This window comes from Candidatus Poriferisodalis sp., from assembly GCF_965221945.1.
In the GTDB taxonomy this organism is placed as follows: Bacteria; Actinomycetota; Acidimicrobiia; order Acidimicrobiales; family Poriferisodalaceae; genus Poriferisodalis.
Window position 1 is genome coordinate 1391055 of sequence record NZ_OZ244925.1, and the last position, 12910, is coordinate 1403964.

Annotated in this window: 14 protein-coding genes; 7 read left to right on the top strand and 7 right to left on the bottom strand. The window is 65.7% G+C overall.

Features of this window, described 5'->3' with window-relative positions:
- Positions 1–74 precede the first annotated feature (74 nt).
- From ACOQPH_RS06460 to ACOQPH_RS06485, 6 genes are all read left to right on the top strand, one after another.
- A complete protein-coding gene (locus ACOQPH_RS06460) occupies positions 75–746 on the top strand; it encodes a GNAT family N-acetyltransferase (RefSeq protein ID WP_420623896.1) in 672 nt (223 codons plus the stop codon).
- 113 nt (positions 747–859) lie between these two features.
- Positions 860–1765, top strand: coding sequence for an agmatinase (gene speB, locus ACOQPH_RS06465; RefSeq protein ID WP_420624319.1), 906 nt, complete (start codon positions 860–862; stop codon positions 1763–1765).
- A complete protein-coding gene (locus tag ACOQPH_RS06470) occupies positions 1762–2877 on the top strand; it encodes an ABC transporter ATP-binding protein (protein ID WP_420623897.1) in 1116 nt (371 codons plus the stop codon). Before speB ends, ACOQPH_RS06470 begins: the two co-directional genes overlap by 4 nt.
- Positions 2877–3800 (top strand): ABC transporter permease, encoded by a 924-nt coding sequence (locus ACOQPH_RS06475; protein WP_420623898.1) that lies wholly within the window; start codon positions 2877–2879, stop codon positions 3798–3800. Before ACOQPH_RS06470 ends, ACOQPH_RS06475 begins: the two co-directional genes overlap by 1 nt.
- Before the next feature lie 10 nt (positions 3801–3810).
- Positions 3811–4647 (top strand): ABC transporter permease, encoded by an 837-nt coding sequence (locus ACOQPH_RS06480; RefSeq protein WP_420623899.1) that lies wholly within the window; start codon positions 3811–3813, stop codon positions 4645–4647.
- An 83-nt stretch (positions 4648–4730) separates the two neighbouring features.
- Positions 4731–5942 (top strand): ABC transporter substrate-binding protein, encoded by a 1212-nt coding sequence (locus ACOQPH_RS06485; protein ID WP_420623900.1) that lies wholly within the window; start codon positions 4731–4733, stop codon positions 5940–5942.
- 113 nt (positions 5943–6055) lie between these two features.
- Here ACOQPH_RS06485 and ACOQPH_RS06490 read toward each other — a convergent pair whose 3' ends face one another.
- The 7 genes from ACOQPH_RS06490 to ACOQPH_RS06520 all read right to left on the bottom strand — a co-directional run bounded on the left by ACOQPH_RS06490 (position 6056) and on the right by ACOQPH_RS06520 (position 11136).
- The gene (locus tag ACOQPH_RS06490; protein WP_419553308.1) at positions 6056–7285 is read right to left on the bottom strand and encodes an acyl-CoA dehydrogenase family protein; all 1230 of its coding nucleotides are present in this window, start codon (positions 7283–7285) and stop codon (positions 6056–6058) included.
- A gap of 106 nt (positions 7286–7391) precedes the next feature.
- On the bottom strand, positions 7392–8240 hold the full coding sequence (locus ACOQPH_RS06495) for an enoyl-CoA hydratase/isomerase family protein (protein WP_420623901.1): 849 nt from the start codon (positions 8238–8240) through the stop codon (positions 7392–7394).
- Between the two features lie 5 nt (positions 8241–8245).
- Positions 8246–8470: a translation initiation factor IF-1 gene (gene infA / locus ACOQPH_RS06500; protein WP_323672860.1), complete on the bottom strand. Its 225-nt coding sequence runs from the start codon at positions 8468–8470 to the stop codon at positions 8246–8248.
- A gap of 116 nt (positions 8471–8586) precedes the next feature.
- Complete coding sequence (locus tag ACOQPH_RS06505) at positions 8587–9135, bottom strand: flavin reductase family protein (protein WP_419553310.1); 549 nt, start codon at positions 9133–9135, stop codon at positions 8587–8589.
- Entirely contained in the window at positions 9132–9497 is a 366-nt protein-coding gene (locus ACOQPH_RS06510) for a hypothetical protein (RefSeq protein ID WP_420623902.1), read from the bottom strand. Before ACOQPH_RS06510 ends, ACOQPH_RS06505 begins: the two co-directional genes overlap by 4 nt.
- A gap of 79 nt (positions 9498–9576) precedes the next feature.
- Positions 9577–10718, bottom strand: a protein-coding gene (locus ACOQPH_RS06515; RefSeq protein ID WP_420623903.1) for an IS3 family transposase whose coding sequence is annotated in 2 segments (ribosomal slippage) — positions 9577–10325 and positions 10325–10718 — 1143 coding nt in all. Because the reading frame shifts where the segments join, the coding sequence is not laid out codon by codon here.
- A gap of 31 nt (positions 10719–10749) precedes the next feature.
- The gene (locus ACOQPH_RS06520) at positions 10750–11136 is read right to left on the bottom strand and encodes a RusA family crossover junction endodeoxyribonuclease (RefSeq protein ID WP_420623904.1); all 387 of its coding nucleotides are present in this window, start codon (positions 11134–11136) and stop codon (positions 10750–10752) included.
- Positions 11137–11213: 77 nt separating this feature from the next.
- Between ACOQPH_RS06520 and ACOQPH_RS06525 the strand changes: the two genes are divergently transcribed.
- On the top strand, positions 11214–12887 hold the full coding sequence (locus ACOQPH_RS06525; protein ID WP_420623905.1) for an N-acyl-D-amino-acid deacylase family protein: 1674 nt from the start codon (positions 11214–11216) through the stop codon (positions 12885–12887).
- Positions 12888–12910: the final 23 nt, after the last annotated feature.

Here is a 12910-nt window from a genome sequence, read left to right on the forward strand (position 1 = left end):
ACCAGTCGGTTCTTGTCGCGGCAGTAATGTCTCGCACTACAGCGGGGTGCCGCAGGTGCCTGCGGGGGTCTGCGATGCGTGAGATCGAAGCTGTGTCTGTCGGCGAGCGCTCGGGCTTGCGCTATGCCCGCATCGTTCCGGAGTGGGCCACCGAGCTCGAGGCGCTGGAGCTGGCCTCTCACCCGACCGCCGACCCGCACGACCTGTACGACGCCGACGCGTTTGGTCAGCTGGCGCGCGATTTCTCCGAAGGCTGTTTCGCCGGATTCAACGGCGACGAGCTGGTCGCCATGGGCGTCGGCATCCGCTGCAGTTTCGATCTGGCGAATCCGATACACACGATCGCCGACATCGTGCCCGACGACCACAGCGGCAGTGGTCACATTCGGGAGGGTCGTTGGTATTACGGCACCAGCATCGCCACCAGACTCGAGTACCGGCGCCGCGGCATCGGGGCCGAGCTGTACGAGCTGCGCAAGCAAGTCTGCGTCGATCTTGGGCTGGCGGGGATCGTCGCGGGAGGCGTCATCCCGGGCTACGCCGAGCACAAGGTGACCATGACCGCCGATGAGTACATCGCGGAAGTTCGAGCGGGCCGGCTCTATGACCGCACGCTGAGCTTCCAGATCGAGAATGGATTCGAGGCTGTGTGCGGATTGCCGAACTACATCACTGATCCGGCCACTGAGAGCTGGGCGGCGCTGATCGTGTGGCACAACCCAGACTCTCGAGGCGACGCCACATGAGCGACGCTGGCGAGTCGTCGTCGGGCGGTGGCGGACTCATCGCCGGCTCCGGCGCGGAGACTGTAGGCGATCAGGCGTTCCGGTCCGAAGATCTTCGCGGCCGGTTGCCAGAGATGACCTATGGCGGGGCGTTGTCATTCCTGCGCCGCCGTTACACACGAGACATCGCCGGGGCCGACATCGTCGTGTCGGGCATCCCCTTCGATATGGCCACTTCGAACCGGCCCGGCGCCCGGCTGGGGCCTCGAGCTATCCGGGCGGCTTCGGTTGGCCTCGCCGAGCTTGACGCCTACCCCTTCGGCTTCGACCCCTTCGAACACCTCGCCGTTGCCGACTACGGGGACTGCTTCATCGACTACGGCCACCCGACCGACGCCGTCGAGCGCATTGAGAACCACGCGGCAGAGATTCTCGCTCACGACGCTCAGATGGTGACCTTGGGCGGTGATCACTTCGTCACCTACCCCATCCTGCGAGCCCACGCTGCCAAGCACGGCCCGCTGGCACTCATCCACTTCGACGCGCATCCCGACACCTGGCCCGACGAAGAGGGACGGCTCGACCACGGCTCGATGTTCCTGCGAGCCCTGCGTGAGGACATCATCGACCCGTCGGCCTCAGTGCAGATCGGCATCCGCACCCACAACGACGATCACGGCTTCACGGTCCTCGGCGCGCCCTGGGTGCATCGCAACGGCCCCGACGCTGTCGTCGAAGTGGTGCTCGAACGTGTTGGGGATCGTCAGGCGTATCTCACCTTCGACATCGACTGCATCGACCCGGCCTTCGCCCCTGGCACCGGGACGCCAGTATCAGGCGGTCTCACCACCGCCCAGGCGCTCGAGATCGTGCGTGGCCTCTCGCCGATCGACATCGTCGGAATGGACGTGATGGAGGTTGCCCCCGCATACGACATCTCCGAGATCACCGCTCTGGCAGCAGCGACCATCGCGCACGACTTCATCTGCACCCGTGCAGTGCATGCAGGCGTCTCGCCCAACCCCGTGGGACTCACATGAGCACATCCGCCGACGAGATCCCGGCCAGCACCGGTGCGCCAGCTGTGGAGCTGCGCTACATCTCTAAACGGTTCGGCGATGTCACCGCCGTCGACTCGGTCGACCTGCAGATCGCTGACGGCGAGTTCTTCGCGCTGCTCGGACCGTCGGGCTGCGGCAAAACCACGACGCTTCGCATGATCGCCGGCCTCGACATTCCCAGCGAAGGCAGCCTGCTGATCTACGGCGACGAGGTCGCTGCGTCACCACCGGACCGCCGGCCGGTGAACACCGTGTTCCAGGCGTACGCCTTGTTCCCCCATATGACGGTGGCTCAGAACATCGCCTTCGGCCTGCACATGCGCGGCATCCGCGGTTCCGAGGCCGATCGGCAGGTTGCCGAGGCAACCGCGCTCGTACAGCTCGAGGGCATGGAACACCGCAGGCCCTCGCAGCTCTCGGGCGGGCAGCAGCAACGGGTCGCGCTGGCCCGGGCGCTCGTGAACCACCCCAAGGTGCTGCTGCTCGACGAGCCCCTGGGAGCGCTGGATCTGAAGCTGCGCCAGGAGATGCAGGTGGAGCTCAAGGTCCTCCAGCGTGAGGTCGGCATCACGTTCGTGTTCGTGACCCACGATCAGGAAGAAGCCCTGGCGATGAGCGACCGGGTGGGCGTGATGTCGCAAGGCCGCCTGCTGCAGGTCGGCACGCCCGCGGAGGTGTACGAGCATCCCGCCAGCCGCTTCGTGGCCGACTTCATCGGGCGGACGAATCTGCTCGAAGGCGTCGTGGAGAGTTCCTCGACGGTGCGCCTGCACGCTGGGGCAGTCGTTGCTGCTCAGAGCAATCTGGCTGCGGGCACCCCGGCAGCGGTGAGTGTGCGCCCTGAACAAGTGCGGCTGCATTCCCAAGGCGAGGTGCCCCCCGGTGCCCCGTGCCTCGACGGTGTCATTCTCGACGTCACCTATCTCGGCCACGCCTTCGTCTACACGGTGTCCATCGGTGCGGCGTCCGGCACGAGCAACGACGCAACGACGGTTACCGCCCGGGTCGAGACCGGTGAGGCGGCACAGGCCGCGGGCGAGCCGGTCAGCGTGAGCTGGGCGCCGGCCACTACGACCGTCGTGGCGGACTGATGCCCACGCTGCGTCGCCGAACCAGCCCAGCGAAAGCGCTGCTGACACCCCAGGAGCAGACCGCGCAGCGCCGGGCTCGGCGCATCGGGACGCTCATCGCCTCGCCCGGTGCGCTGTACCTGGGAATTTTCTTCATGGTCCCGCTGGGCCTCATCACCGTGTACTCGTTCGCCACGCGCACATCGACTGGCCGCACCTCGCTCAGCGGCTGGAACCTCAATTCCTATGAGCGCCTCGCCGACGACGTGATCCTGGGCATCGTCGGCCGCTCGGCCTGGCTGGCCTTCATCACGACCGTGCTGTGCCTGGTGGTCGCCTACCCCTTCGCCTACTACTTGGCCACCCGCTCCCCCAGGGTCCGTGCCCGTCTGCTGGTGCTGGTGATGATCCCGTTCTGGACCAACGGACTCGTACGGATTTTCGCAATCCGCTTCCTGCTCGGCTCGAACGGCCCGGCCTCAGCGCTCAGCGAGGCCTTGGGCTTCGGCACGTTCCGCATCTTGTTCACACCCACTGCGGTCGTGCTGGGAATGGTGTACGGATTCCTGACGTTCATGGTGCTGCCGCTGTATGTGGCCCTCGAGCGCATGGACTGGCGTTTGGTCGAAGCCGCCCGCGATCTGTATGCCAGCGGCGCGAAGGCGTTCTGGAAGGTGACCGTGCCGCTGACCCGTTCGGGCATCGTGGCGGGCTGCGTGCTGGTGTTCGTGCCCAGCTTCGGCTCCTACGTCGTGCCCGAGATTCTGGGCGGCGCCAAGACGCTGCTCATCGGCTCGTACGTGGCGCGCCAGTTCCAGGCTGCTCGCAACTGGCCGCTGGGCGCCTCACTGAGCGTGCTGGTGATCGTGGCGATGCTCGTTGCAGTGGCGATCAACCAGCGCAACTCGGAGAACGCCGAACGCACACGAGCAGGTGCGCCATGACAGGTGCGCCATGAGCGGTCTCGACACTGCGGGCACCAAGCGCTCGTCTCGACACCTTCTTGCAGCGAACGCGTGGCTGGTGTTCACGTTCCTCTACGTGCCGATCGCAGTGCTGGTGGTGTTCTCGTTCAACGATTCCGAGCGGGTCAATGTCTGGCAAGGGCTCTCTGCGCGTTGGTACGGCGAGGCTCTTGGCAATACCCATGTGATCAGCGCGCTGCGCGTGTCACTTGTCGTCGCGATCACCTCGACGATCGTGTCGACAGTGCTGGGAACAGCGGTGGCGCTTGCGCTCGACCGCTACCGCTTCAAGGGGAGGCGAGCGCTGGACGGCACCGTCTACCTGCCCATCGTCATCCCCGATATCACGATGGCCGTCATGCTGTTGGTGTTCTTCGCCGAGGCGTTCAAGCTCATCGACAAGTTCGGCCCGCGGCTCACCTTGGGTGTCACGACAGTTGCCCTCAGCCACATCGCGTTCAACATCTCGTTCGTCGCGGTGGTCGTGCGCGCTCGCCTGGATCAGTTCGATCGCACGCTCGAAGAGGCCGCACGCGATCTGTATGCCACACCGTGGCGTACGTTCAAGAGGGTGACGCTGCCGCTGATTGCGCCAGGTATTGCGGCGGGCGCCCTGCTGGCGCTGACGCTGTCGCTCGACGACGTCGTCATTTCGGCCTTCACCGCCGGCCCGGGCGCCACGACTCTGCCGGTGTACGTCTTCAGCAGCATCCGCCAAGGTGTCACGCCCGAGCTGAACGCCATCTCCACGCTCATGCTGGCCGCCTCGATCACGCTGGTCGTGGCCTCGCTGGCACTGCAGCGGCCCCGGAGCAGCACGCCGTGAACCGGCACCACTCGACACAACCACGCTCACACAGAGCAATACATACAGCGGCGTTCCGTTGGGACGTCCACAAGGGAGGAAACATGACCGATTCAGCGAGCACCCGAGGCCGACTGCGCCGCAGTCGGTGGCTCGCAGTCACCGTTGCAACCGTGCTGCTGCTCGCCGCATGCGGTGACGGAGACGACGGCGACGATGCCAGCGAGGCCGCCGCGGCCACCACTGCTGCGACCAGCGATGCCGGAGATGCCGGTGACGCTGCGGCTGCCGACGTCGGCTGCGAACCCGGCGAGACCGACGGCGATCTGGCGTTCTACAACTGGGCCGACTACATCGACGAGGAATTGCTGGTCGCCTTCGAGGAGGAGTCAGGCATCAGCATCGACTACTCGGTGTATGAGTCGAACGAGCAGATGCTCACTCAGGTCGAGTCAGGCGCCGCCATCTACGACCTGGTCGTTCCATCGGACTACATGGTGGCGTTGATGATCTCCGAGGATCTGCTGCTGCCACTGGAATTCGACGCCCTGCCCAATGCCGCAAACATCGACGACGCGTGGGACAACCCGCCGTTCGATCCCGAGCACCGCTTCCACGTGGCCTACCAGTGGGGCACGACAGGCATCGGCATGACCTACGACGTGCTCGATTCGCTCGGCGGCGAAGCCTCCTGGGCGGTCATCTTCGATCCTGAGACGGCGGCGACGGTGCCGGGCGACATCTCCATGCTCGACGACGCGCCCGAGGCCGTGTCGGCCGCGCTGAAGTACTTGGGCTACAGCATCACCGAGACCATCGAGTCCGGCAACGAGGAGGCGATCCGCGAAGCGGGTGCGCTGCTCAAGGCCACCAATGATCGGCTGCTGAAGTACGACTCGGTGACCTTCGGCGACGACCTGGTCAACGGCGAGGTCGATGTGGCGCACGGTTGGAGCGGCGGGTTCGCCCAGGCCTTCTTCGAGACCGATGCGTACGAGACTCACGTGTACACCATCCCGATCGAGGGCGGTGTCCGCTGGGTGGACACGATGGCCATCCCGCACAATGCCGACAATGTGTGCTCGGCCCACGCCATGATCAACTTCCTGCTCGACGCGCAGAACGGCGCTGCGTTGACGAACTACACCTACTACGGCAGCCCGAACACAGCCGCAACGCCCTACATCCTGGACGAGATTCTGGAGGACCCGGGGATCTACCCGCCGCCGGAGGTGTACGCGCGGCTGGAGTTGATCCCGCAGATGGGCGACCTGGGCTTGATCGTGCAGGACATGCTGACCGAGGCCAAGAGCTGAGGACCATCGGCCTCAGCGCCTGATCTCAACTGAACTGGCAGCACACCGGGCTGGGCCTGCGCCCCGCCTGGCCCCTGTCGCGCCCGTGAGCAGTCCGTCGGCAGCGACGGTTCTCAGTTACGCGGTACTTCGATCCACGGAATGTCCTTGTCGACCCGTGGCTCGCCCGGGAGCCCCAGGACCTGCTCTCCCAGGATGTTCCGCATGATCTCCGAGGTGCCGCCCTCGATGGAGTTGGCGCGTACCCGCAGGAAACCGTGCTGCACGCCGCCGTCGGACCCGTCTACTGACAAGTCTCCAGGGCGGCGGAACGTGTAGTCGTAGCCGACGAGCCCGTCCGCGCCCATCATGTCCACCGCACAGGTCATGAGCGCCTGGTTCAGCTCGGCAAAGGCCAGCTTGGCGATGGACATCTCGGGTCCGGGATTGCCCTTGCGCCGGCTGGCCCCTGCACGCATATTCGTAAGGCGCATCACCTCCGAGCGCGCCCACAGCTTTGCCAGCCGGTCACGCGTCACGGCGTCGCGGTCAGCCTCGTCGCGCTGCTTCCACAGCTTCACCAGCACCGAGATAGGTCCCGATCCCTGCTTGGGCGGTCCGCCGCTGCCGGTGCCGATGGCATTGCGCTCATTCATCAGTGTGGTCAGCGACACCCGCCAACCGTCACCGACGTCGCCGATGCGACTTGCATCGGGCACACGAACATCGGTCATGTAGACCTCGTTGAATTCGGCCTCGCCGGTGATCTGGCGCAGCGGGCGCACCTCTACTCCCGGCAACTTCATGTCGAGTGCGAAGTAGGTGAGCCCCCGATGCTTGGGCACCTCGGGATTCGTGCGCGTCACGAGCATGCCGAAATCGCCGAGGTGGGCCAGCGTGTTCCACACCTTCTGGCCGTTCACGATCCACTCGTCGCCGTCAGCCACTGCCCGCGTGGCCAAACCGGCGAAGTCGCTGCCCGCACCTGGTTCGCTGAATAGCTGGCACCAGAGCTCCTCGCCGGTGAACATCGGCCGCAGGAAGCGCTGCTTGACCTCTTCGCTGCCGTGCGTGTGAATGGTCGGACCGGCCAGGTGCATGAAGAACGTGACGGGCTTCATGGGCCGGGCGCCGGCCGCCCGCAGCCGCTCCTCGACTCGGCGCTGGAGCCTGGGGCTGACGCCCAAGCCGCCGTGCCCCTCGTCGAAGTGCACCCAAGCCAGACCGGCGTCGAACTGTGCCCCGCGGAACTCCGCATAGCTCAGCTCCTTGGGGTCCTGTGATGCCAGCAGTTCGTCGATGGCGGCATCAACCCGCGCCGCAGCGGCATCGGCAGTCGTCGGAGCTTCGAGCGTGTCGGTCATCGCGTCAGTCTGCCAGCACGGCGCAGCCGCTGGCGCTGCGCAGCAAACAAGTCAGCGCAGCCACTGGCACTGCGCAGCAAACAGCGGCTCGCCTATCCCGAGAGGGTCAGTAACGCTCGCCCGGGAACGAAGGATCGGTCTTGGCCAAGAACGCCTCGGCGCCGTGCGACATGTTGCGCGGGATGAGCACCGCTTGGTGACCCATCTCGATATCGAGCTGGTCGGCAAGGTCACGCTGCATGGCGCCATCCACCGCGGAGCGGATCCTCGCCATTGCCGCCGGGGAACTGCGCCGAAGCACGTCGACAACCTCGCCCACCGCAGCGTCGAGGTCGGCGTCGTCGACGGTCTTCCACACCAGGCCCCACTCGGCGGCCTGCTCGGCCGTGACGCGCTCCCCGAGCAACGACATGCCCAACGCCCGTGCCCGACCGACCCTCATGGGCAGCTGCCATGTAGTGCCCAGATCGGGCACGATCCCCAGCCGAGGCCCAAAAGTAGCGACGAAGAAGGCCGACTGGGCAGCGATAGCGACGTCACACGAGAGCGCCAAACCGATGCCGCCGCCTGCGGCAACTCCGTTGATGCGGGCCACTGTCGGTACTGGGCACTCGGCTACCGCCCGGATCGCCGGATGGAACGCGTTGTCCATGGAATCGGTGGTGGCGTCGCCGGCCTCATCAGGATCGAACGCCTCAGCGTCGTCGGCAGCGGCATTCCGCAGGTCTGCGCCTGAGCAGAATCCGCGTCCCGCGCCCGTCAGGATGACCGTTCGGATTGCCTCATCGGCCGCCACCATGGCGAACGCCTCGCTGATGTCGTTCATGAAGTCGTCGTTCATGAAGTCGTCGTTCATGGAGTTCAGCGTCTCGGGACGGTTGAGCGTGACCGTCGCCACATCGCCGTTGATGCTGAAGCCGACCGTGCCGTTTGACGGCTGCGCCGAACTGCTCATGAGGATTACTTGTAGCGGTAGGTGATGCGGCCGCGGCTGAGGTCGTACGCCGAGACTTCCACCTGCACCCGGTCTCCAGGAAGGATCCGGATGTGGTGCTTGCGCATCTTGCCGCTCAGGTGCCCGAGCACCTCGTGACCGTTGTCGAGCTCGATGCGGAAGTGGCCGCCCTTGAGCGCCTCGACGGTCTTTCCTTCGAGCAAGATGGCGTCGTCTTTGACTTTCGGCACGTGGTATCCCCGGTCGGCTGTACGCCCGAGCGCCTCACCACAGCGGAGCGCGCGAGCCGTTCCATGGTAGCCGAGCCGACTCGGAGCCGCCCGCGGTTGCCGCCGGAAGGCCGCCCTCAGTGACGCTTCACGCCCCCGTACTTCATGCGGGTGTCCGACATCGAGGCGAGCCGCACCTCGTCGTTGTTGATGCCGGCAGAGACGATTTCGCCCATGAATAGCGTGTGAGTGCCCAAGTCCACGCTGTGGCGCACCTCGCAGTCCATCCACGCGGCGGCATCGACGAACACTGGCGCCCCGGTGGCGGCTTCGTACACCGACCAGCCGTTCAAGGTTCCCGTCGCCGGCCCTTCGGCGTCGCTCGCCGTGTCGTGGGCGGCGGGCTCATAGGCAGCAGGCTTGGAGAACTTCACGAACGGCCGGGTGTTCTCTGCATCCCAGAGGTTCACGGTGAACGAGCCCCCGGCGGAGATCAGCCGGTGCGTGACGGCGGCATTCTCGACGCTGACGCCGATGAGCACCGGTTCCATCGACAACTGCGTGATCCAACTGGTCGTCATGGCATTGCGCTCGTCAACGGCTCTCGACCCCACCAGCGCAAGGGCATTGGGGATCTTCCACGTCACCCGGTTGACCAGTTCGTCCGCAAGCTCAGCACCACTCATGGCTGCACCCTATGCACCTGCGTACTCGGCTCGTTTCGGTACTGACCAATCCAAATTGGCTGCGCGTACTCGGGCGTGTCGACGCGCACCTGCTCAGGGACGAGAACGAGGTCGAAGCTCCATCCGGGCTCCGCCTCGACCGCGCAAGCCAGTGTCTCGGCGGACGGATCGTTCTGCAACGTGGATCGCGTCTTGGCCTCGACCACGCGTTTGTCGTCCTGCTTGGTTGCGATGAGGTCGGCTCGAACGCCCGGCAAGAATCCCACTGGCGCTTCGATCGCAACCTCGTATCCCTTGCGCCGATGCTCAGACGCAGTGCTCAGCAAGACCGTGTGTTCTGTTGCGTCTCGCTCTCGTTGCATCAGGTAACGCCTCCCAGGACATCTGCACGGTCGACGAGCACATGCAAGAACGACGGGGACCCGTGAGTTGGTCCAGTTGTTATGGGTGTTTGGTTGTAGTCGTTGTCGGTTGGTGGTTGGCAGCGTAGGCGGCGGGTGTTTGTCCGCCGAGTGATCGGTGGGGTCGGTGGTGGTTGTAGTCGTGTCGCCAGTCTTCGAGGACGACGCGGGCTTCGAGGAGGTTGGCGAAGTCCTCGATGTTGAGGCATTCGTCTCGGAGGCGGCCGTTGAACGACTCGATCCAGCCGTTCTCCCAGGGGGCGCCAGGCTCGATGCAGGCGGTGTCGGTGGACGTGTGCCGGCACCAGTCCCGCAGCGCGTCGGCGGTGAGCTCGGGACCGTTGTCCATGCGCAGATGGGTCGGTGCGCCTCGTCGGGCGGCGATCTGGGAGACGACTTCGACGGCGCCGTCGGCGTCGATGCTGTGACCGACGTGGATGGCCAGGGCTTCTCGGGTGAACTCGTCGATGATGTTGAGCAGCTTGAGGCGCCGCCGGGCGGCGGTCTCGTCGAACTGGAAATCGAGCGCCCACACGTGATTGGGGTGCTCGGCTCGCAGCTTCGCCGCGGTGCCGTCGCCGAGGCGCTGCCGTTTGTGGCGCCGCTGCGGGGGCCGCTGAACACGATGGGCGCGCCACAGCCGCAAAGTGCGCTTGGGATTGACCGCCAGGCCTTCGCGGGCGGCGACGTCGTGGGCCTTGCGCCATCCCCAGCGCGGATGGGACTGCGCGAAACGGCACAGCCACTCCCCATAGGCCGCGTCCGCGTCAGCGCGAGCTGCTGGGGCCGGCGCTGGGTCGAGCGATGCTGGCCCACCACGCGGCACGCGCGGCGCTGGGACACCCCGAACCGGTCCTGGAGCCGCACCACAGCGGCCCGACGGCGGTCCGGGGTCACCATTTTCCCTCCGCGAGGTCCTTGAGCATCGCCTTGACCCAGCTCGGCCTCGGCCAGCAGCGTCTTCAGCCGGGCGTTCTCCACGCGCAGCTCCTTGAGCTCTTTCACATCCGCGGCCTTCATCCCGCCATAGGTGCTGCGCCACCGATTCCAAGTGGACTCGGTGATCTCCAGATGCCGCAGCACCAAGCCCAGATCCTCGCCGGCATTCAAGCGCTTCTCGCCCTCGCGCAGCTTGCGGACCGCCTGCTCCGGCGTATGACGCTTCCTCTTCATCGTGGTCATCCTCCCATCCTCGGGGAATCAGACCCACAACTCACGGACCCAAATCAGGATCCCCTGTCAAGAACTCAGTGTGCATCGCCGCATGCTGCTGCAACAGGGGTGTCTCATTCGGCAAGGCCAGCTTGCCACCAGAACTCCTCTTGTGGCACGCAAGATCGAACACTCGGTCGTCGTCCGGGTACACCAAGTTTTTGAGCGCGTCCAAAATCGGCTTGGGAACATTGTCCACATCGAGCGAAGCGTCTTCGTAGATGTAGTTGATCGTCACGGCGACAGGACCGTCGATAGGTTGACTACTGTCCCATTCGCTCCTAGCCGCTGAGCGAACCGCATCCCTCCAGTCGCGGCGCCGCGCTTTCTTGTTCGCCTGCTGCGACACGGGCGGGCCTTCGATGCAGAACTCGAACGGCAGCGCCATGTCGGTGACGTTAGACCGACCTGGTGCGGTCGACGTGGGGTATTTTTCTCAAACAGCTAGAGCACGGGGTGTACGACATGGCTTATGACCTGAAGATCACGGGCGGGACGATCATCGACGGGACGGGTTCACCCCGCTTCGTCGGCGACGTGGGCATCTCGGGCGGCACGGTCGTGGCGCTCGGGGCGGCGTCCGCTGAAGCTGCACAGACCATCGACGCCACCGGGCGCATCGTGTGCCCCGGGTTCGTGGACATCCATACTCACTATGACGCGCAGATCATGTGGGACCGGCTAGTCAGCTGCTCGCCCTGGCACGGCGTGACCACGATCGTGATGGGCAACTGCGGCTTCTCGGTGGCGCCCACGCGGCCCGAACACCGTGATCTCATCATGCGCACGCTCGAGAACGTCGAGGGCATGAGCGTCGATGCGTTGCGAGCCGGCCTCGGCGACTGGGGCTTCGAGACCTTCCCGCAGTACCTCGACGCGCTCGAATCGAACGGCGCTGCGGTCAACATGGCGGCGCTGATCGGGCACACCGCGGCCCGCATGTACGTCATGGGCGAAGAGGCCACCGAACGGGAAGGCACACCCGAACAGATCGCTGCCCAGCGCGACCTGGTGGCCGAGGCGCTGCGAGCCGGGGCGCTCGGCTTCGCAACCTCCAAGGCACCTACCCATGTCGGCTACGAGGGACGCCCGGTGCCGAGCCGCGCCGCGACCACTGACGAGATCGTTGAGATCGCTCAGGCGCTGGGCGACGTGGGCGGTGTTATGCAAGCCACGGTGGGCCGGGGTTTGAGCCACGACGAATTCGCACGCATCGCCGAGACCACCGGGGCGCACGTGAGCTGGACGGCGCTGCTGGGCTCGGCACGAGGTCCGGGCAGCCACCGTGTCGAATTGGAACGTGCGCGCGAGATCGCCGCGCGTGGCCTGCCAGTCTTTCCGCAGGTTGCCGTGCAGCCCATCCAGTTCGAGATGAGCTGGAAGGCACCGTTCATCTACGAAGCCCTGCGCTGTTTCATGCCGGTGTCCCAGAGCGACCTCCAAGGGCGCAAGCGCTACTACGCCGACGCCGACTGGCGAGCCCAGTTCAAGGAAAAGGCGGGCAACGGCGGCAAGATCGGCGACCGCTGGGCTCGAACCGAAATCAGCTACTTGCCCCACAACCCAGAACTCGAAGGCCGCAACGTGCAGCAGATGGCCGACGATGCCGGCCAAGACCCGGTGGACTGGGTGCTCGACGTGGCGCTCGAAGCCGACCTGGAGATGCGCATCATCCAGGACGTGCTGAATCACGACCCCGACGACATCGACGAGCTGCTGCATGACCCGACGACGGTGATCGGGCTGTCCGATGCCGGGGCGCACGCCAGCCAGCTGTGCGACGCCAAATACTCCACGGAGTTCTTGGCGACCTTCGTGCGCGATCGGGGCAGCTTCGACCTCGAGACCGCCGTCCACATGCTCACCCAGCGCCCCGCCGAGGTGTTCGGCATCTCCGATCGTGGCACGCTCGCGCAAGGCAAGCCCGCCGATGTCGTGGTGTTCGACGCCGACGAGGTCGGCCATCTGGGCAAGCGCCGGGTGTACGACCTGCCCGCCGGCGCCGACCGCCTCATTTCTGATGCGAAGGGCATCGATGCAGTGGTCGTGAACGGCACCATCATCCGCCGCAACGGCGCCGACGCCGTCGATCCGCACGGCCCACTGCCGGGCAAGCTGCTGCGCAACGGCAAGGGCTGAGCCGCTCCTTCATCTGCCGCATC